At 47.3% G+C, this 25294-nt stretch carries 20 protein-coding genes; 8 read left to right on the top strand and 12 right to left on the bottom strand.

From position 1 onward, the window contains the following. Positions 1 to 607 precede the first annotated feature (607 nt). From GX135_02530 to GX135_02555, 6 genes are read right to left on the bottom strand one after another with little or no spacing between them, the layout of a single operon-like run. Positions 608 to 1600, bottom strand: a complete 993-nt coding sequence (locus GX135_02530) for a hypothetical protein (protein NLN84966.1) — start codon at positions 1598 to 1600, stop codon at positions 608 to 610. Positions 1601 to 1646: 46 nt separating this feature from the next. After that, the gene (locus GX135_02535; protein NLN84967.1) at positions 1647 to 2384 is read right to left on the bottom strand and encodes a hypothetical protein; all 738 of its coding nucleotides are present in this window, start codon (positions 2382 to 2384) and stop codon (positions 1647 to 1649) included. Positions 2385 to 2403: 19 nt separating this feature from the next. Beyond that, positions 2404 to 3795: a hypothetical protein gene (locus tag GX135_02540; protein NLN84968.1), complete on the bottom strand. Its 1392-nt coding sequence runs from the start codon at positions 3793 to 3795 to the stop codon at positions 2404 to 2406. Next, complete coding sequence (locus GX135_02545; GenBank protein ID NLN84969.1) at positions 3780 to 4895, bottom strand: hypothetical protein; 1116 nt, start codon at positions 4893 to 4895, stop codon at positions 3780 to 3782. The genes GX135_02540 and GX135_02545 overlap by 16 nt, the downstream gene beginning before the upstream one ends. A 40-nt stretch (positions 4896 to 4935) precedes the next feature. Further along, a complete protein-coding gene (locus GX135_02550; protein ID NLN84970.1) occupies positions 4936 to 5250 on the bottom strand; it encodes a hypothetical protein in 315 nt (104 codons plus the stop codon). Continuing rightward, positions 5240 to 5944, bottom strand: a complete 705-nt coding sequence (locus GX135_02555; GenBank protein NLN84971.1) for a response regulator transcription factor — start codon at positions 5942 to 5944, stop codon at positions 5240 to 5242. Before GX135_02555 ends, GX135_02550 begins: the two co-directional genes overlap by 11 nt. Positions 5945 to 6350: 406 nt before the next feature. Here GX135_02555 and GX135_02560 point away from each other — a divergent pair, with 406 nt between their 5' ends. After that, positions 6351 to 7043 (top strand): hypothetical protein, encoded by a 693-nt coding sequence (locus GX135_02560; protein NLN84972.1) that lies wholly within the window; start codon positions 6351 to 6353, stop codon positions 7041 to 7043. A gap of 85 nt (positions 7044 to 7128) precedes the next feature. On the opposite strand, the gene GX135_02565 is transcribed toward GX135_02560, so the two are convergent. The 4 genes from GX135_02565 to ovoA all read right to left on the bottom strand — a co-directional run bounded on the left by GX135_02565 (position 7129) and on the right by ovoA (position 14690). Beyond that, positions 7129 to 7869 (bottom strand): hypothetical protein, encoded by a 741-nt coding sequence (locus tag GX135_02565; protein ID NLN84973.1) that lies wholly within the window; start codon positions 7867 to 7869, stop codon positions 7129 to 7131. A 183-nt stretch (positions 7870 to 8052) separates the two neighbouring features. Further along, complete coding sequence (locus GX135_02570; GenBank protein ID NLN84974.1) at positions 8053 to 10599, bottom strand: DEAD/DEAH box helicase; 2547 nt, start codon at positions 10597 to 10599, stop codon at positions 8053 to 8055. Then, positions 10596 to 12584, bottom strand: coding sequence for a T9SS type A sorting domain-containing protein (locus GX135_02575; protein NLN84975.1), 1989 nt, complete (start codon positions 12582 to 12584; stop codon positions 10596 to 10598). Before GX135_02575 ends, GX135_02570 begins: the two co-directional genes overlap by 4 nt. After that, positions 12585 to 14690, bottom strand: coding sequence for a 5-histidylcysteine sulfoxide synthase (gene ovoA, locus GX135_02580; GenBank protein NLN84976.1), 2106 nt, complete (start codon positions 14688 to 14690; stop codon positions 12585 to 12587). 390 nt (positions 14691 to 15080) lie between these two features. On the opposite strand from ovoA, the gene hydF reads away from it, so the two are divergent. The 6 genes from hydF (at position 15081) to GX135_02610 (ending at position 22198) form a co-directional block, all read left to right on the top strand. Then, entirely contained in the window at positions 15081 to 16280 is a 1200-nt protein-coding gene (hydF, locus tag GX135_02585) for a [FeFe] hydrogenase H-cluster maturation GTPase HydF (GenBank protein ID NLN84977.1), read from the top strand. 119 nt (positions 16281 to 16399) lie between these two features. Then, positions 16400 to 17599: an acetate kinase gene (locus GX135_02590; GenBank protein ID NLN84978.1), complete on the top strand. Its 1200-nt coding sequence runs from the start codon at positions 16400 to 16402 to the stop codon at positions 17597 to 17599. Positions 17600 to 17637: 38 nt separating this feature from the next. Continuing rightward, positions 17638 to 17901 carry an RNA-binding protein gene (locus GX135_02595; GenBank protein ID NLN84979.1) on the top strand — a complete coding sequence of 88 codons (264 nt, stop codon included), beginning with the start codon at positions 17638 to 17640 and terminating at the stop codon, positions 17899 to 17901. 962 nt (positions 17902 to 18863) lie between these two features. Continuing rightward, positions 18864 to 19790, top strand: a complete 927-nt coding sequence (locus GX135_02600) for an amidinotransferase (protein ID NLN84980.1) — start codon at positions 18864 to 18866, stop codon at positions 19788 to 19790. 255 nt (positions 19791 to 20045) lie between these two features. Beyond that, positions 20046 to 21071: an aminotransferase class V-fold PLP-dependent enzyme gene (locus GX135_02605; protein ID NLN84981.1), complete on the top strand. Its 1026-nt coding sequence runs from the start codon at positions 20046 to 20048 to the stop codon at positions 21069 to 21071. 275 nt (positions 21072 to 21346) lie between these two features. Beyond that, positions 21347 to 22198 carry a pirin family protein gene (locus tag GX135_02610; GenBank protein ID NLN84982.1) on the top strand — a complete coding sequence of 284 codons (852 nt, stop codon included), beginning with the start codon at positions 21347 to 21349 and terminating at the stop codon, positions 22196 to 22198. Positions 22199 to 22207: 9 nt separating this feature from the next. Here GX135_02610 and GX135_02615 read toward each other — a convergent pair whose 3' ends face one another. Together GX135_02615 and GX135_02620 are read right to left on the bottom strand one after the other, a co-directional pair. Continuing rightward, on the bottom strand, positions 22208 to 22765 hold the full coding sequence (locus tag GX135_02615; protein NLN84983.1) for a nitroreductase family protein: 558 nt from the start codon (positions 22763 to 22765) through the stop codon (positions 22208 to 22210). Between the two features lie 33 nt (positions 22766 to 22798). Further along, positions 22799 to 23212 carry a hypothetical protein gene (locus GX135_02620; protein NLN84984.1) on the bottom strand — a complete coding sequence of 138 codons (414 nt, stop codon included), beginning with the start codon at positions 23210 to 23212 and terminating at the stop codon, positions 22799 to 22801. A gap of 727 nt (positions 23213 to 23939) precedes the next feature. Here GX135_02620 and GX135_02625 point away from each other — a divergent pair. Further along, on the top strand, positions 23940 to 25294 hold a 1355-nt coding region (locus tag GX135_02625; GenBank protein NLN84985.1), incomplete at its 3' end, for a hypothetical protein.

Below are 25294 nucleotides of genomic sequence, written 5' to 3' on the forward strand. Positions count from 1 at the left end.
AACTTTGAGTATTTGAATTCTCTATTGCAATTAAAGTAAATGATGTAGTTATCTACTGAATGCAATATTATTGATGGAATCCACTTACACAATTTGATTGTGAATGTAGAGGTATATAAAAGGGCCTCGAAGGATTTTGGAGACAACGAGTTGGGATTGATACCAACAATTTATACTCCGGTTGACTCAACAGTTCTTTGCGGCCCTTTTCCTAACCCGTTCTTCTGAATCTGTCTGGTTCTTTGCCCCATATCCACACTCCAATTTTCCCAATTCAATCACCCCCAAAACCAAGCTTTTCTTGACAGTTTGCTTGGCGCGGATAAATTTGCCAAAACATAAAAAGGGAAGAGACGGAAAAATGAAAATACGTTTTGCGAAGATAGAAAGAGGCTTGCAAGGTAACTGGCATAAACTTTGAAGATTTGCCATATGATATTAGTGATGTTCAAAATTAAGGCAAATCCACCGGACATACAATAGGTTAAATACTGCCCCGCACTTGAGGATGTTAGATAACAAAAAAAGCCGCGCCGAAATGAGAAATAACTAAATGAAGGCGCGGTATTTTTGTTGGGTATAACTTGTTCCAAGATGACAGCTTTGGTTATTGACGGAGCCCCAAGGATTCAAGAAATTTCTTAGAGAGTTTAGCGGCAAGAGAAGAGATAGTCCGTTGTTTAGCATTTTCCAGTCCCAAATCCCCCAGACGTGCAGTTTCATCGATTTGGAGCCATACTTCTTCACCATTGATGAGTTTGAGAGTTGCTTCTAGTTTAACAAAATATTGATTATTCACAAGGGTGATGCCGGACTCTTTTATGTCAATATTCAACAAAAAATTGGAGTCATCCTTGCAAGTAAGTCCGTTTTTGCTGCATGCTTCCCGTAAAGCGGTTTCCACCCGACCATCATCGTTTTGCGCAGATATACGGAGGGGAAATCGGTTTTTTGCCATGGCTAGCATTTCCATTATAATGCTTGAGCTCGTCTCGGGATGCTTTTTAGGCCTGCTGCCTGAGGTCAGCGCGTTATAATAGATGTAATTGATTTCATTTTCTTCTGCAAGATTAAACGCTTGCTGGATGTCTTTGATTCTGTCAACGATCCGAGGCTGTTCGCGAAGCAGAAAGGATATCTGCGATTCTGCTTTTTCGATTGTGCTTTCCAGCATGTCCAGCAATCTGGCTGTTTCCAGCACTGCCAGGCAGTACCAAGTGCCAGCTTTGGTATCTTGCCATGTCTCACGTATCTCAGCAAACTGAAGCTTGCCTTTGGATATAATCTGAACATCCGAGGAGATGGACGATTCGAGCTTATAACTATTCTTTCCGCCGGTAGTGAGGGATTCTTCTTTCTCTAAAGACCTGATACTAGAAACGACCTGAGTCTCAAAAAAACCTGAAACACTTGCCAGTGCGGAGTTTTTGGCGGCATCAATAGTGTCTCCTTGACCCACTCCGACTAAATATTTCTGTTCCGGATATTCTGACCAAGGATTTTCTATCCAGGCTGGACGCTTCACTGACGCAATGCAAACAACTGTCTGCAAGCAGATTATGCACACAATAAACAATGTCAATGCAGTATGTTTTTTCATTTCATAATCATTGGGGAGAGCCGAGACCCTCCCCGATAAACCATAATTATGGAAGCTTTACTTGCGCTGGAATCTTAATGTTGTTTGTTTTGGCAATTTTGATGAGAGAACCCAAGCTTTTCACTTGGGTACCCAAAATACCAGGTAGGTCCTTGGCAATCAGTGTGGCTTCGGGAAGATTCTTGGCTTCCTTAGCCTTGCTTAGCGCCGGAAGTGAATCCACGTAACTTATATAATCAACTACTGCTTTTACCAATGCGGCCTCTCGAAGAACGGATGTCCCCATCCTGATCAACCCGGATCTAATCCATGCTTTCTGCACTTCACTCAATTCTTCAGTGTCTTCTGCCATTTCACTAATTATCTCGTCGGCTTGGGCAGATTTATCCATAAAAATTTGCCCCGCGTTTCCGCTATCGGTTGCTTTGGCTTCTGCAATGGCCTCAACAACTTTTTCCCTTATACCCAAGGCCTGCATCAGCATTTCCTTTGCCAACAACGTCTCCTCTTGGGCAGCATCAAATTGAGCCTTAATTGGGCTAAAATTATTACCAAGCGCTCCAAGAGCGTCTTGGACTGTCGCCAGGACTTCTTCGCCAACGCTAGCAAGGCTATTAGCATATTTGATTTGCTCCTCAAGAGGGTTCATTCTTGAATCGTCCAACATCAGATAGAATTCCGTTGTGTTTTTGTCTTTTCCCTTTTTTTTGCCGTCGTCCTTTTTGGCGTTCAAAACGACTGACAGCGCCATAACCATGATCAGTACCGCAATGATTTTTTTCATTGTTTTCTCCTTTGTTTTTTTACATTCCAAGTTTTACTCGCAACTGATCTACGAGGTCAACCGATGCTTTTTGTGATGCCTCAATTAGGGCGTTGGTTTTAGCCACCGATGGGTTTTCTCCCCAGCCACAATATTGGACGGGTCCTACGCTGCAAATCTTGACAGCGAATTTTTTCCTTAAATCCATGATGTACCCGTTGACCTTGGCATATATTTTGTAATAACCAGTTACTGGGTCAATTTCCTCGCGACCGAGATCTAACATTCCGATGGCCAGGAAATCCAGTCCAGCGTCGCGGGCAAGTTCTGTGGCTTCCTTCTGGGTAGAGCTAGAAATCTCGTTCAAAGTGGCAAAATCATAGGCCAGAAATTCTGGGGCGATATCCACTTCATAGCAAGGAACGACATCAAATCCGGATTTGTTAAAAATCTCAGTTACTTTAGTATCTATTTCTTGGGGGTTAAAGACCCGATAACTGATTCCTTCACTACTTTTGACCACATATCCAGACGATCTGTAATCTGAAAGCTGTTCTCTGCTGTGGCTGATATTCAAAATTGATTCTTCAGAGCGAGACTGCGTGCTGGTACCATCTGTCATAACGTTGGTGTCCGATCTGGAAGAATAGGCTTGCTCCACATCGGATTCCAAGTGTCCCTCAGAGCTCAGGCGGGAACTATGTGATGAATCAAAATTGCTGGATTTTGCGTTTCGTTGGGTGTTTCCCCGGTTGTTGGTAGAACTGGATGAACTGCTGTATGAATCCCTGGAATGGTCTGCTGTAACGTTGGCTTCCGCTTTCAGATCGACCTGGGTGTTTTTTTCCGATCTTCCTGATTCTCTAACAGATACATTCAGGTTTCCCTGAGTATCGGTCGAAATGTTGCTTTGGCTTTTGTTGTCAACGATCCGTTGGTTGGAATTGGTGGAGGAGACATTACTTTGCACTGTATCAGCGGAAATTTGGATGGTGCTAACCTCTCGCGCCACATAGATAAAGCTGAGGTAAGTCTCTACCTGATTCTGCCTGCTGGTTTGAGAGCGCTGATTTATCAGTTGTTCAATTTGGGCGTCGTTGATAGTAACTTCCAAGTTTATCATCCATTTTCCATTTGCCCATTCACCATCGTTAAGCTGAGAAGTTTCCATCACATAGGTATCCAAATCGTTCACGATTTCTGTCCATAACTCATTAATTATTTGAAGGCGCTGTGAGTCCAATCCGACCGACCATTTTTTCAATGCCTGTTCCTGTCCAGATCTGATTGCCTCTTTGACCAATTTTACTCCAGGGTTTTTCTTCTTTGTTTCCACTTCTCCTTTAGCTTTTACTTTCACAAGCGCGCAAACATTGCCCGCCAAGCCTAGTAATAATATGGTTAGTAAGATGAATCTTAGAAATTTTGACATCGTCTGATCACCCCTTTTTTACCTTTTTTATCTCTCATCAATTTTTTGTCTTTGGTCAAGCTTTCCACCAAAGTTTGTGAAACTGTGGCCAGTAGAACTTCGTTGTAGTTGGCAAAGTCATCCACAACTTGGCCTTTAATCGCGTATTTCGTTGCGCCGTGCTTGACTTCTTGATCCCAGTAAACATCACCTAAATCGGAATCGAACAAGCTCACATTGGTATATGCCCCATAGATATACAGTTGCTCATTTCCCTTTTCCGAATTGAGAGCTTTATAAAATTTATCTACAGTAATCTTCAGATCGTAGCTGGCTGGAGGGATGACGAAATTCTGAACCGTGGCATCGGAAAACGCAAGCGACATTTTTTGCCCGGTGTAGTCTTTCGAAAAGGGAAGCATGGAAACATTCAGGTCAAACGCCAGACTTTCTGTGGCTTGGTTCGCAATCAGATTTGCATAAGCGGCTTCACCTCCGGGAAAGCTTGAAATTACTTCTCTTGCTTGGTCAGAAAAAATCACCTCAGATACTTTCATGGAAAGGGTCCCACTTTGTTGCAAGTTGATGTCGGGTATGCGTGTTGAGAGGTTTTTCATAACCTGTTGTTGCATTAAACTGTGAATCGTATCCACAATCATGTCAGTGACGGCATCCGAATTTGTTTTCAGATTACCTTTTACGATATCCAGGTAGGCCACTTTGATGGGATAGGATTGAAGCACTCGCATTTCATCAAAATCCAGTATATACAGCGAAAAACCAAGATTATAGATCAGCTTGGTTATATCAGACAAGTGTTCTATATCGACATTTTCACGGATCATTGTAAAAGCCATGGCATATTTTGTATCCGCGTCGGAAAAGACAAGCTTGAAATTGCCAAACTCGCTGTTCTGATTAAAGTACTGAAAAAACTCCTGCTCTAAAAGCTTCAAGCCGTTTTTGTTTTCTCTACTCATGAGCTGATTTGTGTATCGATAGCTGTCTGGAATGTCTGAATAATTGCCCGAAAAACAAAAACCTGCGTAGCGCACTTGTTCCTGAGCGCCCAAAACAGTTATAAATAAAACCAATCCAATAAAAATCAATTTCTTATACATACTTATTTTCCCTCATTGTTCAATCTTAGCCATTGGGGCTCTATAGTCTTTGTGGTTGCATCTTTAGAGGCATTGTTTTAATGCAGTTAAATACTTTGGTCAGCCTGACAGGTAGGGTTGAAACAATATTTTGATCTTTTTGTTTTTCGCCCAGGTCAGCCATTTTTTCGTTAATATTCATCATATCATAATATTTGGGTTTTCGGCTCTTGTCTATGCGCGACGACAATTTTGTAACTGTCCAGGCAAGTGTCGATGTCATTTCTGCAAGTTTTTTACCATACCTCATACCGAACATCGTTTCACAGGATAATATGTGTCTTAAAACCATTGTTATAGTCTTATCAGCCTTCATTACCGGTGTTTCCTTTTTTGGCTTTGAAGCAGTATCCCACTCCATGAACTTTTTGGATGATAGTGGCATGGCTGCCCAATTTTTCTCGCAGATTGCTGATATGCACGTCCACAGTACGCTCTACCACAATCTTGTCGTCGCCCCAGAGGTGGTCCAGGATTTCACTGCGGCGGAAAGCCCATTCCGGGCGAGTGGTTAACAGTTGCAGGATGCGGAATTCTGAGAGGGTGAGAATGATCCTCTTGCCTTTGTCAATTAATTCTTGGCGCTGGATATCCAGATTCAGTCCAGGTACGATTTCAACAGTTCCGTTTTGGGGAAGATGGGCGCTTCGGCGTAAAATGGCTCGCACTCTTGCCAGCAGCTCCTCCTGCTCGAAAGGTTTGCAGATATAGTCGTCCGCACCCAAGTTCAGCCCTTTTACAATGTCATCCAGTTCCAGCCTCCCTGTGACCATGATAATTGGAATAGCTCGTAGAATGGGATCGAACTTCAAATCCCGGCAGACGTCCAGCCCGTCGCGGTCTGGAAGCGTCAAATCCAGTAAAATCAAATCCGGTGTTTCCTCACCCAAACCGTTCCACAAGGAAATAGTATCGAGGAAACCTCGAACTCTATAACCATTATCTTCCAACAGCTTTATCTCAATGCTTAGAAGATCCTGATTATCTTCAACAACAAATACCAAATTCATATCATATCCCTTTCAAATACATAAAGAATGAAACCCTGTTTATTTGACAAGCTTTTTTTTGTTAAGTTTTCTTAACAATTGCTTCAGATGGCTTAGCCATTGCGTTTGAAGGTTACTATAATTGGATTTCCTGCAGTTAATTTGGCTCAATTTCATGTACGATATGAAAGCTCAATCTCAATACCCTGTCATGAATGAAATATCGCTTTCCATCGTTCCTTATAAAGGGAAGAGCCAATTTCAAATTAATTGTCTTCAAGGACTCCACTTGGAAGGTTGACTACATATCTAATGCCTTTTTTTGCATTTTGCTGTAGTCCATGCCAGTTGGAAAACCAAGCTTTTCTTGACAGTTTGCTTGGCGCGGATAAATTTGCCAAAACATAAAAAGGGAAGAGACGGAAACATGAAAATACGTTTTGCGAAGATAGAAAAGTATATGCGGTTGGCTTTTGTGGCGTTGAGCCTTGCCGCGGCGGTCTATAATTTCATTGACCATTCCTGGGAGCTGTTTTTCACCTCGATTTTGACCATCGTGCTCCTCATGCTGCCCACCATGATGGCAAAACGAGCCAAAATCAGCATCCCGGCGCCTTTTCAGATTGTAATCCTGCTTTTTATTTTCGCCTCGATGTATCTGGGCGAAATTCATGATTACTACTACCGCTTAAAATGGTGGGACACCTTGTTGCACGGTAGTTCCGCAATCCTTTTGGGTTATACCGGATTTTTGCTGATTTACGCCCTGAACAAGGACAAGAAGATGCACGTGCGTTTAAGCCCTTTTTTCATGGCGCTGTTCAGTTTTTGTTTTGCCCTGTCGGTGGGCGCGCTGTGGGAAATATTTGAATTCGCGGTGGATGGCATTTTCGGCGCGAACATGCAAAAAGCAAGGAATTTGGAACTGGTGAACGGCGTTTTTGACACCCGGCTGGGAGTGTTTGATACGATGCTGGATTTGATTGTGGACTTCGTCGGCGCTCTCACAGTTTCCATCGCCGGATTTTTTCACGCGAAGCGGAGACAAAAAGTCGATTCGGCGTTTTGGAGATTGCACCAGCAATTTATTGAGGAAAATCCCGCGCTATTCGAAAAATAGCCCAAACCCTGAAACGGACAAGACTTTGCGCGCATATTCAAAATGAGATAAAAGCGCTCACACTGCCCGCCCTGACGTTTCTTTTTCAAGAAACCCCCGCCTGCGCGAAAATGCGGCGATATTCGCTGACCAGATTTTCCATCCAAGCCTGATGGTTTGGAAACCTGATGCGACCGATGGGTGAGGGCGACGGCAGACGATAAACCCAAACAAGGCGCGGCTTTGCGTTATTATCTTTCATTTGGAAACAGAATTCTCCACCCCGTTCTTCAAGCTGAATGCCATGTCGGGCCAAGCTTTTTCCCAGCCAAGTGTGAACCTTGTGCAAACTGGTGCAACAAAATGCTGAAACATCGGGCGCATCCCGCAAAAATGGCAGCGGATCCCGAAAAGTTAGCGGCTTCAATTCTGAGTCTGCGCTGCTTCCGTCACGGCGTTCGAAGCTTTCCAGAATGTCCATGATGCCCAGTTTCCTCGCTGTCAGCAGATTTTGCAAAAAAGAGCGTTGACGGCGTGTCTTTTCCTCACGCGGTAGTTCAAAATCCCGCAGGCTGTTCAATTCGGTGAGACTATCGTGGTCGAAAACGCGGAACATCGCTTCCCAGAAGGTGTTGCAGCCACGGTCGCAGGAGCCATAAAACCAATCTATATCACGCGGGTGCAGGGTTAAATCACTGGGCAAACAGAATCTCGCAGGTGGTGTGCTGCCCAAAATGATGGCACGGGCATTGGCTGGCACAAATGGATCGTAAGGATCGCGCTGGATTTCGAGTTTGCCTTTTTTGGTGTTTTTTCCACGTTCATTCATGGTTTTTCCTTTATTCACTCTTGACTCCAGCCCGAGATTTTCTCAGGTCTCACTCCTGATCATCCCGTCAAAGAATCGGGTTGATAACGAGGCATGGGGCAGTGACACTTGAGTCGGAATCAAGTGTGAAGCAAGAGAGGGAGCGCTGTTTTCCGTCTTTTGGGTCAAATTAGATAATTTATCTTCTGTGTTCACAATAGATTATGGTTCCGAAACTTCTGAGGTTTCGTTTTGGGTTAATTCCTTCAGGATGGCGATGGCATTTTCTTTTGCGCCTTCTCCATTTTCAGCAACAGGACCCACGCAGGAAGGGCAACCTTCACGGCAAGGGCATTTTTCAACGAGGTCCAGCGCAGCGGAAAGAACTTGGTCGTGGAGTTGGAACAGCTTGCGGGACAGGCCGATGCCTCCTGAAATATTGTCATGGATCAGCACGACGGGGTTGTTGTTTGCCAGAGGTGAAATATCCTCGGTGAAAACATCAATATCCTGGCGGTCGCACATCACAAAAAAGGGCGCCAAATTCACCAAAAGATAACCCAGAGCGGAGAGGCCACTTTGCATCCTAACCCCTTGTTCGGCAAGGTGATGGCAGCGTGGGCAGAGGGTAATTAAGTTGGAGGGATCGTTGGCTTCTTCAGCGTTGTCGAACTTGCGGAAAGGTGTGATATGGTGAACGTGGTGAAAGCCATCGCTTTCTGGCAGACCACAATGTTGACAGCGGAAAGCGTCGCGTTTTCTAATCAGGACGGAAATTTTGCCCCAATCACTGCCATAGTCGTTGGCAGAACTGTTCCAAAGCTTTTGCGCGCTCACTTTTGCCACGGTTTCCGGAGAGATTCCAATCCACCAAGCCACTGTGTTCAAGACAGTTGGTTCCATATCCAGAGGCTCTCGTCCCAAGATTTCCTGGGTGTAGAATCTAAGCTTTTTGAAGCCGGTGATAGTGGTGGTAACCGTCACTTTTCCCAGATATTTTGTGCCGCCAGCCACTTTTTGACGAGTTTGCGGATTTTCGGTCTCGATTTGGGTGCTGCGGGTGGCTTGAGTGATATAATCCAGATTGACAGGTTCAACCATTGCCCTGCCATTTTTGAGGTCTAATTCTTTTACTTTCCAAGCGTTTCCACGATCCAGATAGATGGCGCCGGGATGAGCCATCCAGTGAGCACTGGAGCCGTCCACCCAAGCGATAAGTTCCTTTCCATCAAGTATTTGCACCTGATCCGAGATGTTGCGCAAGGAAACTTCGGCGGCGGGATAGGATTCCGGAATGCCCACATAGCGGTTTTGAGCGCGACGCGCCTGGCCATTTTGCACCAAAACTTCCAAATGGGGATGAATGTGCTCCGGGCCCAGGCTGCCAAAGCTTTCATCATCCAAAAACGCAAGATCGTGGATGGCACAAAGCAACTGGCTTTGAAGGATTTCGGTGTGGTCTGGCGAAATGAGCGCGTGTTCGGGGTTGTTTTCAAAGATATATTGCGGATTTTGGCAGATATATTGATCCAGAGGATTGGCACTGGCGATGAGGACAGCCAGCGAGGTTTCGCCCTTGCGACCGGCTCTTCCAGCCTGCTGTCTGGTGCTGGAAATAGTTCCGGGATATGTGTTTAGGAAAGCGGCGTCGAGGCCTCCAATATCGATTCCCAGTTCCAGAGCGTTGGTGGAAATCACCAGACCAATGCTGCCTTCACGCAACTCGCGCTCGATTTCGCGGCGGTCTTGAGCCAGATAGCCTGAACGGTAGCTGCGCACGCGCTGGTGCAGGGTTTGGTTGTTTGTGAGATGGAGGTAGAGGATTTCCACGCTGCGGCGGGGTCCGCAAAAAGCGATAGCCTGTCCAGACCCACGCAGCCAGCGTTTGGCAAGCTGGGTGGTTTCAAGCATGGCGCTGCGCCTGATGCCGAGAGCCGCATCCACAATGGGCGGATTCACAATCAGGAATTCGCGTCTGCCATGAGGCGCGGAATCCCGGTCGATGAGACGAACCGGACTTTCCAAAAGCTCCTCTGCCAGTTGTTTGGCATTTGCCAAAGTGGCTGAAGTGCAGATAAATACAGGGTTGGAGCCGTAGAGTCGGCATACGCGTTTGAGGCGGCGCAACACGTTGGCAAAATGGGAGCCGAAAACGCCGCGGTAGGTGTGAACTTCATCGATTACCACATATTTGAGCCGTGCGAAAAAACCTGCCCAGAGGCTGTGATTGGGCAAAATTCCCAGATGCAGCATGTCCGGATTGGAAAATACGAGCCGGGCTTGAGCGCGGATGGCGCTGCGAGAATCGGAAGGTGTGTCCCCGTCGTAGATTCCGTTTTTGAGCTGGGATAGGTTTGGAACTCGCTTTTTGAGGCCTTCCAACAGCTTGTTCATTTTTTGATGCTGATCCTGAGCCAGCGCTTTGGTGGGAAAAAGCAGCAAAGCTCGTGAGGAAGGGTCTTCCAGCAGGCTTTGCAGGATCGGAAATTGGTAACAGAGGCTTTTTCCGCTGGCGACACCGGTGCTGAGTACGGTATTTTCGCCTTTCAGGACGGCATCGATGGCTTCCCGCTGGTGGCGATAGGGACGTTTAAGTCCGTTTTCAGCAAGCAGATCCAGAAGTTCAGAACGGCTCTGGGACGGAAAATCTAACCACTGCGCTTGGGTTTCTTCCAAAGTTTGCCGTGCCACGATGTTTTTGCTGAAGGTTTTATCCTGCAAAAGTTGCGCCAGGAAAGCCTCAACATTATGGTAATATTGATCTTTCATGGAATCACAACCAAACGTTTTAGCTGGGTTTTGCCGCCGTTTTCCAGTTTCAGAATATAAATTCCTGCCGCCAGGGAAAGGCTGTGTTCTGCGCTGTTGAAGTAATTTAACTCTTTGGCGGAAAAAAGCTTGCGGCCCCGGATGTCATGGAGGCTGAGTTGGAAATTTTCCTTCAGGGAATTTTCAACAACAAAGCTGTCCCGGCTGGGGTTTGGAAACACTTGGAAAACGCAGTCGCGGGCGAGATTGTCCTGCACAGAAACCCAACCGCCTTCGCCGGTGACAATAATGTCGTCCAGATAGAGGATTTTGGCATCCCAGGAACAGCACTGAAAAGCCAGCCAAACGTCCTGCTGATTCCAGTTTGAGAGCCCAACACTATATTGGGTCCACTCCGCCGGCACAGAAATCCAAGGACTGGGGCCAATCTGGATGAAATCCTGAGGCTCGGTTCCTGTGGTTGAAATATGGAGTTTGAGCCGCTCCAGGCCATGGTCCGCGGTGTGTGATCGCGCCCAAAAAGTGAGGCGTGGATAAAGACCCAAATTCAGGCGGGGTGTGATGAGCCAATCATTGTTGGGAGGATTGTAACTGGCAATTGCCGCAATGGATTGAAGGCCTTCCTGGGCGGTGACAAAATCGAAGGGCGGAACGGTTTCGGCAGGAGAAAAGACCACCCAGGGCAGCGGTCCACCGCTTCCGGGAAAGTTCAAACCATCGAAAGTCCAGGTGGTGGACTCATCCAAATCCAGATTCAGCCAGCCGGGAACGATTTGGCTGAAGGGAGGATGGCTTTCAAAACCTTCTCGCAGAATGAGATGCGGGATAATGTCAGGGATGTGGACACTGATTGAATTTGAAGCGGCGGAGATTTCTCCCAGATGGTTTTGCGCCAAAATCCAGTAGTATAAAACCTGCCCGGGAGCCACCTCAAAATCTTGATAGACTGTGGCTTGCGAGGTTGCCAAAAAATTTCCGTTGCGGATCACGCGGTAAAGAACGGGGTCTCCATGTTCCGGGGGATTCCAGTTCAGGCTCACGTGGTCACCATTATAAAATCCGCTGAGATTTCTGGGCGCGCCGATGCCTTCACCGCGGGTGCGAAAGCTCCACAGAGGTCCAGGATGGATTTCTTCATCCTCGTAAGCAATTATCTGCCAATAATATGTGGTGAAAAGTTGCAGAGGTTCCGGAGGATTCCACTGGCATTGATTCCAGCCTTGAACCACGCAGGGCAGATTTTGCGGGTCGCTGCCAAAAAAGAGGTCGAAAGAGCTGGCGTCGCTGCGCCATTGCAGGTCTGTATCTGTTTCAACCCCAGTGGCTTGGTCTTCCGGGAAGGGCTGTGTGGGCGTGAGGATATAGGGGCTAATTTCCAGCCGCAGGTTGGCTTGCGCGTTACGGATGTAAAAATTGTTTGGGTATGGTATTTCTGGAGGGTCGGCGGGGTCGGGATTCACATCCAAGCTGATAAAGGTAATTCCCATTGGCACACCCACTTCCGAACAAATAAAGTCGTTCGCGTTTGTGCAGGCCAGGGGAGTGTTTTCATCCACAGCCAGGATCAAGTTGTCCGTACCATTGTAAAAGAATGGGGTGGAGAGAGTTATGGTTAGCCAACCTTCTCCCGGCAGATCAGAGGAAAAATCCGTTTCGGTCAGAGAACCAGAAAAAACCAGATTCAGGCTGTCGATGGGCACCCAGCTTGTGATGTTTTGCCGCTCTGTGTGTCCCAGAAACACGACCCAATCCGCATTTCTCTCCAGAAAATTATTGCTTTGTATGTCATATTGAAAGCCAAGGGAATTGATGACACCCGCCGTTCCGATTTGGGAAGCCAGATAAATCTGCTGGGAATAGCTGTAGCATCGAAATGGCTCAATTGGCAAACCTTGGTTGTACAGCGAGCCGCTGCCGATTTGGATGATTTCCGCGCTCAGGGTCAGAGACAGAAATATGAGCGCGAACAATGCCGCCTTGCGCATTTAAGCCTTTTTCCTCCAGATGGTTAGCTGCACTTTTTTCAGGCTGTGCAGGCGCTGTTGTTGCCGCAGGGTTTGCCAAAGCTCGCGGGGTTCTTCCAGAAGCTCGAATTCTTTGTCCAATATATCGTTAAGCGCCTCAAAACTGCCATAGGGCTCACCATCTTTACGGAATCCGCCCAGTCGGTCCTCGGCGCGGGTGATATCCGGGTTCCAAGCGTATCCATCCACCAAAACCAAGATGCCGCCGGAGTTCAGTCGTGTGTGGATTTCTTCCAAAAAGCGGCGGGGCTTGATGGCTTCCTCGATTGCGTTTACCGCCAGGATAAAATCGTAACCGGTGAATTTGGCAATGAGATTGGAGACGTCCGCCTGCCAAAATTCAACTTTGTCTGCAACGTCTTGCAAGGCAAAATCTTTCAGGTGTTTTTCCACGTGGCTCACGATTTCGCCTTCTTCCACACGGATGTAGCGGATGAAACCTTTTTCATGCATTTGGATGGCTTGGCGGATGAGGCGGGTGGTGAAATCAATCCCGGTAACATGGGCGAAAGTTCTTGCCAATTCGAAGCTTAGGCGTCCGGTTTTGCAGCCCAGATGCAGCGCTTTTTTACCTTGCAATTTTTTCAGAGTGGTCTGCAATGTTTCCATAACTTGCTGGCTGAAATGCTTGTCGCCCAGAGGGTTATCGCCCCAGTTGGCATCACACCAGGGAATGATTGTGGGGTCGGTTTCGTAAGGTTCGTCGTGCAGGGTAACAGGTTCCGGGCTCGAAATATAGCGGAAACCGGCGTGCTGATAGAAATGGCGTCGGAAAGCGTAACGTGAATCACGCAGAGCTTCGTTTCCGGTGGAAATCCAGGAGCCACCTTTAATCAAATTGTGGCGTCCGTCGAAAGTGGGCACGCTAAAATCGTCGTAGATGGGGTGGATTTTGAAGCCGGGAAAGGGATAAATAGGTGTTTCCGTCCATTGCCACACGTTTCCTATAAGGTCATAAAAATCTCCAAAACCAAAGTGGTCAACCGGGCAGGAAGAAGCCCAAAACTCCAGATTGATATTGCCCGGAGCGACGTCCCAAAGCGGTTGATCGGTGTTTATGTGGCTGTCGCGCAAGCGCATCCATTCTTCTTCCGAAGGCAGGCGGATGGGCAGGCTGGTTTGGGCTGCTTTCCAATTACAGAAAGCCTTGGCTTCCAGATAGTTGCATTCCACCGGCCAGTTCCAGGGCATTTCGATTTCCGTGGTCATGAGGCGAAGTTTGTAGTTCTGTCCTTCTTTACGCCAAAATCGGGGCATGAGTGCTTTCTGAAAAGAGAGCCAGGACCAGCCTTCCGGAGTCCAGAAGCGTTCCTGGGTGTAGCCACCGTCTTCGATGAATTCCAAAAATTCCGCGTTTGAAACCAGATACTTGGAAGCTTCGAACTGCTTGACATCAAAAGAGATGGAGCCATATTCGTTGTCCCAGCCGTACCAGGGGCTGTTGTCGTCTCTGCCCAGGCGGATTTTTCCGCCAGCCACAGGCAGCAGTTCATTTTGTGGAGCAGCGCCGGCTTTGGGGCAAACGTTCCAAAAATCCAAGGGGCGCACTTTTTCCAAAGGAAGCTGTCGGATGAGGACAGAAGAAGTTTCCAAGTGTATGCGCTGGTGTTCGATACCCATGATGACGCCCCACCAGGGACTGTTCCAGCCAATGCCATTTTCATCCAAAGGCAGCTCGCTGATGAGGCGGTCCACTCTCTCTCGCACCAGGTCTCGGTAGCGCTTCACATTCGGAATGGAAGGCCAATCGTAATTTGCTTCGTTGAGGTCATCCCAACTCATTTCGTCCACGCCAATGGCGAACATGGATTCATAGCTGGGGTTAATCCGTTCTTCTATCACTTTGCCAATGATGAGCTTATTGATATAAAATGCCGCCGTGTGTCCCAGATAAAATACCAGCGGATGGCGCAATGGATCGGCGCGCAGATAGAAGGTTTCGTCGTTTATGAGGCTGTCGTAAAGTTTTTCGTCGATACTGTAGGTTTGGTGAAAATAGTACCGCACCTGTTCACGCAGTTTTTCAGGCTCTGTCAGCTTTAGATTCAGGGTTTTTATTCCTTTCATGTCGTCCATGGGCTCTCCCATTTTTTCAGTGTGGTCAAAGCCTAAATTAAGCGGGAAAAATGTCAAGCGCGAATTCATCTGGAATCGCTAACCCTTGCGCGGGTGATTGTTACAGTTTTTAGCAATTCAAGAAAAATCAAATCTCCGAACAAAACTTTCAGGCTCCAATAGATAAGAACGAGTCTGTTGTAAAAGGCCCCGCAAAGCCCCAAATCTTTATCTACCTTATATTTACCTTTTAAAACATAAGGGAGACTAAAGGCGGCCACCAAGAAAGAGTCAATTTTGTCATATTGCACGCGGGTTTCATAAAAAAGAATCATCGCTGTGTTTGACAAAACCGGGCGAGCGGCTTATTCTGTTTATAAATATGAAAAATATTGAGGTAACATGAGCAGCGCACCGCGCGGAGAGCGCTTGATAATCACACTTTTGGGCAACCGCAACAGCGGTAAATCCAGCCTGATAAACGCACTTACAGGCCAGGAAATCGCCATCGTTTCAGATACACCGGGCACCACCACCGACCCGGTTGACAAACGCTATGAACTTCTGCCCCTGGGTCCTGTAACATTATATGACACAGCGGGTTTGGATGATGTGGGAGGTCTTGGTAAAAAGCGGGTGGAAGCCACCTACCGGGTGCTTTTCCGTACGGATATGGCAATTTTTGTGAACGACGGCCAGCCTTTCGGGGAGATGGAGCTGGAGATGCTTAATAAGCTGCGGGAGATGAAGATACCGCATTTGGTGGTGTTTAACAAGAGTGATTTGCGTGCTCCTGAGCCCAAAAATATTGAATATTGCGATAAGCATGGTCTGGAATGGGTTTCAGCTTCTGCCAGCAAAGGTGAAAATGTTTCGCTCATCAAGGAAAAGCTGGTGAGCCTGGCGCCTCCACGCTACACAGAAGACAAGCCCCTGGTTCGGGATTTGGTGAAAGAAGGTGAACTGGTTGTTTTGGTGACACCCATCGATCCCGCCGCGCCCAAAGGCAGGCTTATCTTGCCGCAGGTGCAGGTTTTACGCGACCTTTTGGACGCCCGCGCCATGGCTTTGGTCACGCGTGAATTCGAACTTAAAAAAGCTTTGGCATCCCTCAAAAGCGATCCGGATTTGGTGATTACGGATTCTCAGGCGATTGCTCAAGTGGTGGCAGATGTGCCAGAGCAGGTGAAACTTACCACATTTTCCATCTTGTTCGCGCGTTATAAAGGCGATCTTGGTATTCTGGCCGAAGGTGTGCGACAGATAGATAAACTTCAGGATGGAGACCGGGTTTTAATCGCGGAAGCCTGTTCCCACCACGTTCAAGAAGATGATATCGGCAGGGCCAAAATTCCGCGTTGGGTGAAGGCTTACACCAAAAAAGACCTCTCATTCGAGGCTTATGCCGGGCACGATTATCCGATGAATTTGGAGGATTACGCGCTGGTAATCCACTGTGGCGCCTGTATGCTGAATCAGGCTGAGATGAGCCGTCGCATTGTGGAATCCCAAAGGCGCGGAGTGCCGATAACCAATTATGGATTAACGATTTCCAAGGTGCATGGCTATTTTGATAGAGCGATTGCGCCGCTGGGAATGTAGAAAGAAAAAAAGCCGGGAAATCGAGGTTTTCCGCCTGTCGCCGCCTCTTTTTTGGTAAATCAGTTGACAGTTTCAACCTTTCCTCAGGATTGAACAAAAAACAACAAAAAGAGGAACAAATGAAGATTTTAGTGGTAAATTGCGGCAGCTCATCCATCAAATACCAATTCATCGATATGGAATCCCGCGATGTTTTGGCAGAAGGGATTGCTGAAAGAATCGGAGAGGAAACCGCGCTTTTCACCTATAAAAGCGAGAAATACACCGTTAAAAAGCGGCAGATGGAGATTGAGAATCACGAGCAGGGTTTGCAGTTGATTATTGATTCTCTCTTGGATTCGACAAACGGAGTGATTGAGGATAAAAACGAGATTGACGCGGTGGGACACCGTTTGGTTCACGCAGGCGAAAACTATTCAGATGCCGTGGTGATCACAGATCATGTGGTTGAAGTTATGCGCGAGTGTGTGTCTTTGGCGCCTCTGCATAATCCCGCGAATTTGAAAGGCATCGCCGCCGTGAAGGCAAATATGCCGGATGTTCCACAATGCGGAGTGTTTGACACCGCCTTCCATCAAACCATGCCGCAGCACGCTTTTTTGTATCCGCTGCCCATGGATTTTTACAAGGTTCACAAAATTCGCCGCTATGGATTCCACGGCACATCCCACAAATATGTCAGCATGCAGGCAGCCGAATTTTTGGGCAAAAAGCTTGAAGACCTGAAAATCATCACCTGTCATTTGGGCAACGGCGCTTCCATCACCGCCATCGATGGGGGCAAAAGTGTTGATACATCAATGGGTTTGACACCTCTGGAAGGACTGATGATGGGCACTCGCTGTGGCGATATTGACCCCGCCATTCCCATTCACATGCAGCAAAATTTGGGACTCGGCGTGGATGAAGTGAACGGCATTTTGAACAAAAAAAGCGGAATGCTGGGGCTTTCTGGCGTTTCGAACGATATGCGCGAGATTGAAGACGAAATATTGAAAAACGATAACGCCACTGCCAGATTGGCTTTGGATGTCTATTGCTATCGCATCAAAAAATATATTGGTGCCTATTTTGCCGGGATGAACGGATTGGACGTGCTGATTTTCACCGGCGGTGTGGGCGAAAATATGGCAATCATGCGTGAACAGGTTTGCGCAAACATGGAAGCCCTTGGCATCAAACTGGATTTGGAAGCAAACGCGAAATTTAGCGGTGATATCGAACTGCTCAGCACCCCCGATTCCCGCGTCACGGTGTTGAAAGTTCCCACAAATGAAGAGCTGATGATTGCATTGGAGACGCAGCGATTGCTTTCATAAGTCCAATAGTCACATAGAGATGTGAAAAGGAGATTGTCATGCGGGTGGATCAACTTTTAAACAAGCTCTGCCTCACCAAAACCCGCAGCATTGCCAAAACGGCCTGCGATAAAGGCTTGGTGTTCATCAATGGCAAAGGCGCGAAAGCCTCTTCCATCGTGAAAGAAGGCGATGTGATCCGCTTTCGGCTCTACGGTTTTGAACACGAGATTGAAATTGAAAAGATCCCGAGTGGAAACGTGGCCAAAAAAGACGCTGGGGAATATTATAAGATGATTAGCCGCAGGGAGTTGGAAAGCTGAAAAGCCTCTTGCGCGCGCCATTGATATTTCTGATTCTGCTGTGCTGTCTCAGCTTGGGCGCAGAGGATTTTGCATGGAAAGTGGCGGCGTCCACGGATTATTTCGTAATCTACAGTGTGGACGGAGCTTTTCCCGGCGGCAAGGCTTTCGTGAATGAACTGGAAGAGCGCGTGGGCCTGCTGCAGATGAGCCTGGGAGTTTATCCGCGCACCAAGGCGGAAATCCGCATCATTCCAGACCAGACACGATATCAAAACCTTGCACGTGGGAGAGGCGCCATCGTTGAATTCAGCGAGGCTTTTTATTCCACGCGTGAGCGCCGGATTTACGTTCGCAGCATTGATCAGGTTCCACGCAATTATGGCGGTCTCATCCTGCATGAATACACGCATTGGCTTTTGGATGAGGTTTTGGTTCAGGCGCCGCTTTGGCTGCACGAAGGTTTGGCAACCCAGAGCGGCGGACAGATGGGCTTGGAACGCTATTACTACTATGTGCGCGAGCGTTTTTGGGGAAATCGGCTGGATCTTTTCACACTGGGACACAGCTATCCCCAACAGCGGGAAGATTGGGAATTGTATTATGTAACTTCCTATTTTGCCGTGCGTTATATGCGTGATAATGACCCCGGAGCCTGGAAGAGGTTTTGGGAAATCGTTGCCGCCAACAATCGGCGGGGCGAAAAAACCAATTTCAACCGGGCTTTCGAGCAAGCATATCATTCAAATTTATATACGTTTAACCAAGATTTTTCTGCTGCCAGCAGGCGGCAGGCTTGGATTTACCTCATCACCGGCTTCACTTCCATGCTTTTTGCCATTCTGCCGTTTTTGGTGATTTACGCCAGAATACGGCAAAAAAAGAAGATGAAAGCGTTGCCGGATTTGGATTTGCCTGTCCAACCCGAAGCTGAAATATCCGAAAATCGGCTGCAAAGACAGGAAGAAAATAAGGAGAAATATATGTCTACGAACAAAAAAGTTATGCAAACAACCTCCAGGATTCTAATGGTGCGTCCTGCGAAATTTGAATTTAACGTGGAAACTGGAGTAAACAACCAATTTCAGCAGCAAGGAAAACAGAGCGGCGTGCATCAGAAAGCAGTTGAAGAATTTGATGCATTTGTTAAGCTGTTGCAAGACAACGACGTGGAAGTGATTGTGATGCAAGATACAGAAGAGCCGCACACACCCGATTCGGTTTTCCCAAACAACTGGTTTTCATCTCATAACACGGGAGAGCTGGTGCTCTATCCCATGTTTGCGGAGAACAGAAGAGCGGAACGGAAGCCGGAAGTGTTGGACCTGCTGCGCAATAAGCTGAAACACGAAAAAGTGATCGACCTGACCCGCTGGGAAAAAAAAAACGAGTTTTTGGAAGGAACCGGAAGCATGATTTTCGACAGGGAAAGACGAATTGCCTATGCCTGTCGTTCACAGCGTACTTCCGATAATGTTTTCGAAGACTTTGGTTCGCAAATGAAATATGAATATCTGCTTTTTGATGCGATTGACAAGGCGGGAAATCCCATCTATCATACGAATGTGATGATGGAAGTGGGCAGCAAGCTTGCAGTGATTTGCCTGGATGTGATCAAAACGGAAGAGGAGCGTGAAAAAGTTGTCTCCAAGCTCAAGGAAACCGGAAAGATTATTGTGGAAATCACTCAGGATCAGATGATGCATTTTGCCGGAAACATGATTGAGTTGAAAAGCCGCAGCGGGCAACCCCTCATGATAATGTCCCAGGCTGCCAAAGATGCGCTTACACCCGAACAAGTGGAGACCATTTCCAAATACAGCAAAATTCTTGCCATAGAACTTCAAACCATTGAAACCAATGGTGGTGGCTCTGCAAGATGCATGATCGCGGAAATATTTGTTGATTAAGATCTGAAGAAGATGAAGCATAGCTTTTCTGGAATTCGCGATTTGCGGAAAAAGATAATAAGCGGATGGCTTCATCAAAATATGCACCCGGCAGAATAACTGTCGGGTGTTTTATTATTTTGTCTTATAGGATTAATTAGCATCATCACTTAGGTGGATTTTGGCAATGCCGAAAAAGCAGCCTCGTTGTTTTAGTGAAAGGTTTACAGGTCAAAGCTGCAGCCAGAAGCGCGAAAGTGAAGATTAGGAGAAAATATGTTTTCCATCAGTTTTGGAAGTGATAACCACAGCGGTGTGCATCCCAAAGTTTGGGACGCCATGCGCAAGGCGGACACAGGATTTTGCCCGGCTTATGGCGACGATCCACTCACGCGAAAAGTGTTGAAGCAGCTTGAATGGTTGTTTGGGGGCGGTTGTGAAGCTTCGTTTGTAATCACCGGCACAGGCGCGAACGTGGTTGCCCTGCAAAATCTTGTAAGCTCTTTCCACGCTATTTTTTGCGCGAATAGCGCCCACATCAATGTGGATGAATGCGGCGCCGTGCAAAAATTCACCCAAGCCAGATTGAAAGTGATTGACAGCACCAATGGCAAGTTGAGCCCGGAAATGATATTTCCACACCTGTTGAACAACCGCGATCAGCATCACTCCCAAGGGCGCGTGGTTTCCATCACGCAAAGCACGGAATATGGCACGCTCTATTCGTTGGCGGAGCTGAAGGCTTTGGCGGATTTTTGTCATCAACAGGGAATGTATCTTCATGTCGATGGGGCGCGTCTGGCAAATGCGGCCGCAGCTCTGGATTGTTCAATTAAAGAAATGTGCAAGGATACCGGGGTGGATATTGTCAGTTTTGGCGGGGCCAAGAATGGATTGCTTTTTGGTGAAGCTCTGATTTGTTATCGGCCTGAGCTCTGTGAAAATCAGCGGTTTTATCGCAAGCAATGCAGCCAGCTTTTCAGTAAAATGCGCTATATCGCGGCGCAATTTGAAGCATATCTGGAAGATGAGCTGTGGCGTCAAAACGCCTTGCAAGCCAATGAGATGGCAGCGCTTTTGGCATCAAAGCTGAAAAAAATCCCACAAATCCGGGTTACCCAGCCGGTGCTGGTGAATTCTGTCTATGTCATTCTTCCTCGTCACATAACTTCCGCTCTGATGGAAAAATATCATTTTTACATGTGGAACGAGGCGCTCAACGAAGTGCGTCTCATGTGTGGATATAACACAACGGAGAGGCAGATAGACAGTTTTATTGCCGATCTGATTTCCATGCTTTGATGCGAGATTTTCCCGCTCAGAAAACGGTGTGTTTCGAAGGAAGAAAAAAAATAACTTGACAAGATTCATCCATATTTAAACTTCGTAATCACAGACCCTACATAGAATGCCCTCCGAGTCCGTGGGGACGCCGCCCGGCGATCCCCACGGTTTTTTTATCGCCAAAAATCTTACCCAGCTTTGTTTTATACATTTGAAGGCGTTTTTGGTTTTAAATGATGTTCGGGATAGATTGTCTGTGGCGCCGCTGAATTTTCTTTTTTACAGCAAAAACCATGAAAGGAGTGACTCCGATGCGAAAAATCAGGTTAATAAGAAATGCCAAACCCACCTTGGAAGGGGCAGGCGTACAGCTTGTCCGAGCCTTTGGTTTTGGAGATGAACGGCTTTTTGATCCCTTTTTGTTGCTGGATGATTTTCGTAACGACGATACCCGCAATTACTTGGCGGGCTTTCCCTGGCATCCGCACCGGGGTATGGAAACCATCACCTACATGTTGGAAGGCAGCGCGGAGCATTCAGACAGCCTTGGCAACAGCGGGGTTATTCGCAAAGGTGATGTGCAATGGATGACGGCTGGGCGCGGCATCATCCACCAGGAAATGCCAAAACCCAACGAGATTGGCCGCATGTATGGCTTCCAGCTTTGGGCAAATCTGCCCGCCTCCAAAAAGATGATGCAGCCACGCTATCAGGACATTCTGGCAGCGGACATACCCAAGGTGGAACTTCCTAACGGCGCGGAAATTAAAGTGATTTGCGGATCATTCCAAAATGTGAAGGGGCCGGCGCAGGATATCATGATCGAGCCCCAATATTGGGATGTATATATCCCGGCGGAGACAGAACTTAGCTTACCTGCTCCGGCTGGGGAAACCTGCTTTTTCTATGCTTATGAGGGAGAAGTGGAGGTTGATGGCCAAATTGTCCGAAACCGTCAGGTCGCGCTTCTGGACAATGGAGATGGAGTTAGTTTTAAAACCTCATCGGAAGGCTTTCGCATGCTGTTTTTGCGGGGCAAACCACTGAATGAATCAATTTCATGGCGTGGACCCATTGTGATGAACACTCGTGAGGAAACAGCAACCGCGTTCAGAGAATTGGATAAGGGAACTTTTCTGAAATAGCACGGTTTTTTAGTCCTCCCCAAAAAAGCGGACAATCTTATTTAGGGGTAGCCGGTTTTTGCTGTCGGGGAAAAAGCTCAAAGCTTTGGTGTAAAGTGTTTTTTTGTCGGCTGGATAACCAAAGGGCAGCAAGGCTATAACCCGCCAGGATTTGGGTAGTTCCAGATATTTTTTGACGGCTGTTTCGCTATAAGCGGCCATCCAACAGCTTCCCACGCCTCGGTTCCAGGCAGCCAAAACCATTTGCTGCACCGAGATTGCCACATCAACCAGATGATAGTCCAGACCGTTCACGCGAAGACCTTTGGAGCTGTCAGAGCAAGCCGCAATCAGGCAGGGCGCGCTTCTGATGAATAGGTTGGAAAGACCCAGCAGTCCAGAATTCAACGCCAGTTTTTTGATATGTTGGGGATCCCTTAAAACCACATAGCGCCAGGGTTGCCGATTCTGGGCTGAAGGAGCCAGGCGTCCCGCCTCCAAAATTTCATTTAAAACATCATCGGGAATAGGGTCCGGCAAAAAATCCCGCACGCTGTGTCGGCTTGCCAAAAGTTCCATAAAATCCATTTTGAACCTTCCTTAAAATTGCGCTATCTGCATTCAAATATCCAGGGGGCCGCGCTTGCAAAGAGCCAAAATTCCCGCGGTCCAAAACAGATAAAAAGAGATCCAAGTGTAATAGGCAAGGTCCAAAACTCTTTCCAGCGGCACGGCAAGGCTTTGACGGTGGAGGAGATAAAGCACCGCTGCATAGACAAATACAACAACCAAACTGAGATGAATTGCCAGCATGGCAGCCTGGAAACGGATGTTTTTATCCCTTTGTTCCATGTTTTTGAACCGAAAATTCAGCAGAATGCGGATTGCCCATAGCGAAACATTGAACAGCGCCAGCAGCGTTAAAGTCAATTCCAGGTTAAAAGCTCCCAAATCGGGAATCACAAACGCCTTGACGACGATGAATACAACGCTGCTGAGCAGGCTGAACAGCGCTTCTTTTTGTGGCAGGGGCATGGTTTATACTCCTTAAAAATGGTTTGCAGATTGCAGGTTTGCAATTTAATGTCGTAAATGCTACAACGTTGCTTCATCTTTGGGCTTGAATTTGTCAAGCGCAAATTGCACATACGGTGTCGATTTATCGAAATTCAGGCATTGCCATCATTAGAAACTCGGTTGTGACAGTAAACCTTAAACATACTCACCCCTCTCTGTTTATGCTTTTTGCCGTGAATAAAACTGCACTCTGCACCGTTTCTGCCCTTTATTGAAAGCCTTCATCACTTCTTAATCAAGCCTTAATCAAGTCTTAATAATTAACGCTTGATTAAGGCTTGATTATCACTTGATAAACGCCTTGGGGCAAGAGCGGCCTAAGAAAACGGAGTTTTTCAGTGAAATGGAGTGTCATTGGAGTGTCACCCCTTTAAGTATACAGCCTAAACCTTGAAAATGATCCGGTTTTGGAGCGGTAAAAGAGACCCTGAATCCCAGGTGGAATACAATCCTAAAATTAAGGCTATCCCGGGATTTGCCCTCGCATGGGGTTGTTGAGTCCCAAATGTTGGTGTAAAATCCAACTCATTGTTTTTCAGGTTTATTGAGGGTGATTCAGCAAGCTTTCAGAAGCCAATAATTTCCCAAGAGTAAGATTTTTGTTGACATATTACCCCCCCCCATTTATGGTTATGTTACATCTAAATTAAGCTTTATATTCAATCTGGATTTAGGAGATGAAAGCATGAGAAAATGGTGTTTTTTGATTTTGACGGCGCTGATGGTAAATTGCGGTGCTATGGTGTTGCCGGATTCCGCGGAGCCGGTTTTGACTGATGAGAATCTGCTGAGCGGCTTCGTGCGGGTGGATCCCGATGACAAAAAGCCGGAAAAGCTGGAAACCAAGGCTTGGCTTTGGCAGGATGGGGGCGATTTGGTGATCCGTTTTGAGGCGGAGATCGATGAAAACTTTCACAAAGGCGCCATTTCCATGCGGGATGAGGCTCCCTCATCGGACTTCATGCGGGTTCAGCTAATCACCATCCCCGATGCGCATTACGCCTATTATTACGCAGCCTATCCCCTGGGAAACATCGTTGACGGGGTTCGGGATTCGCGCATGAATGTGGACTATTCCTGGAACAGTAACTACAACTACACCAGCGATATACGTGATAAAATCTGGCAGGTGACCATGCGGATTCCCTTGAATGAACTGCGCTTCAAGCAGGAGCTTCCCTATCAGTGGAAAATCATTTTAACCCGCTATCACCATCACAAGCAGGAATATTTTTCTTTTCCCTATGCGAACACCAAGGATGGGAAAGATTATTTTTTGAAGGCGCAGGATATCGAACTGCAAAGTCAGGTGCGGCACAAGCTGGATTTTTCCCTGAGGCCATATTTTGTTAAAAGTTATGACCTGATTAGTCGTGAAAGCAGCTTTGATCCCGAACACGTGGGGCTGGATATCTTTTTTAATCCAGGGCAGCGGACACGCATCAAGATTGCCCTGAACCCCGACTATTCCGACATTCCGATGGACAGCGCGCGTGACGACTATAACCAAAAAGATCCGCCTTACTACGACGAAAACCGCTTTTTCTTCACGGAGGATTTGGACGTTTTTGGCTTGGATTGGAACGTATTTTATTCCAGAAACATCGTGCAGCCGCGCGTTGCCGCCAAAGGCACAGGAAACCTGGGAAACCTGAATTGGGGAGCTTTGGCAGCCTGGGATAAAGACATTAAAATTGGAGATTATCTGCTGAACCGCGGCGACTACTACCAGGTGCTGGCATTGAACCCCGGCTGGAAAACATTCAAATTTAAAAACGCACTGGTGAGCCGCATGAACAGCGGATATTACGGGCATCTTTACAGCGGAGCTACGAGGTGGGAACCCATTCCGCGCCTGAGCATTGGAGCCGGATATAACCTTTCAGCCAGCAAGGACGAAGCTTTGGGAATGACTGAGCCCGATATTGGCTATCAAACCAAACTGGATCTGGCTTACAGCCCGGGGGATTTTGCTTTCAGTCTGGACGGCGGTTGGCTTTCCAAAGACCTTTCCTACGACGCGGGATATCTTACCGACAA

This window comes from Candidatus Cloacimonadota bacterium, from assembly GCA_012522635.1.
Lineage (GTDB): Bacteria > Cloacimonadota > Cloacimonadia > Cloacimonadales > Cloacimonadaceae > Syntrophosphaera.

Coding starts and splice junctions, on each gene's coding strand:
- GX135_02530 (NLN84966.1), bottom strand. CDS start 1,600: ATGAAAAAACATACTGCATTGACATTGTTTATTGTGTGCATAATCTGC.
- GX135_02535 (NLN84967.1), bottom strand. CDS start 2,384: ATGAAAAAAATCATTGCGGTACTGATCATGGTTATGGCGCTGTCAGTC.
- GX135_02540 (NLN84968.1), bottom strand. CDS start 3,795: ATGTCAAAATTTCTAAGATTCATCTTACTAACCATATTATTACTAGGC.
- GX135_02545 (NLN84969.1), bottom strand. CDS start 4,895: ATGTATAAGAAATTGATTTTTATTGGATTGGTTTTATTTATAACTGTT.
- GX135_02550 (NLN84970.1), bottom strand. CDS start 5,250: ATGAAGGCTGATAAGACTATAACAATGGTTTTAAGACACATATTATCC.
- GX135_02555 (NLN84971.1), bottom strand. CDS start 5,944: ATGAATTTGGTATTTGTTGTTGAAGATAATCAGGATCTTCTAAGCATT.
- GX135_02560 (NLN84972.1), top strand. CDS start 6,351: ATGAAAATACGTTTTGCGAAGATAGAAAAGTATATGCGGTTGGCTTTT.
- GX135_02570 (NLN84974.1), bottom strand. CDS start 10,599: ATGAAAGATCAATATTACCATAATGTTGAGGCTTTCCTGGCGCAACTT.
- GX135_02575 (NLN84975.1), bottom strand. CDS start 12,584: ATGCGCAAGGCGGCATTGTTCGCGCTCATATTTCTGTCTCTGACCCTG.
- ovoA (NLN84976.1), bottom strand. CDS start 14,690: ATGAAAGGAATAAAAACCCTGAATCTAAAGCTGACAGAGCCTGAAAAA.
- hydF (NLN84977.1), top strand. CDS start 15,081: ATGAGCAGCGCACCGCGCGGAGAGCGCTTGATAATCACACTTTTGGGC.
- GX135_02590 (NLN84978.1), top strand. CDS start 16,400: ATGAAGATTTTAGTGGTAAATTGCGGCAGCTCATCCATCAAATACCAA.
- GX135_02595 (NLN84979.1), top strand. CDS start 17,638: ATGCGGGTGGATCAACTTTTAAACAAGCTCTGCCTCACCAAAACCCGC.
- GX135_02600 (NLN84980.1), top strand. CDS start 18,864: ATGTCTACGAACAAAAAAGTTATGCAAACAACCTCCAGGATTCTAATG.
- GX135_02605 (NLN84981.1), top strand. CDS start 20,046: ATGTTTTCCATCAGTTTTGGAAGTGATAACCACAGCGGTGTGCATCCC.
- GX135_02610 (NLN84982.1), top strand. CDS start 21,347: ATGAAAGGAGTGACTCCGATGCGAAAAATCAGGTTAATAAGAAATGCC.
- GX135_02615 (NLN84983.1), bottom strand. CDS start 22,765: ATGGATTTTATGGAACTTTTGGCAAGCCGACACAGCGTGCGGGATTTT.
- GX135_02620 (NLN84984.1), bottom strand. CDS start 23,212: ATGCCCCTGCCACAAAAAGAAGCGCTGTTCAGCCTGCTCAGCAGCGTT.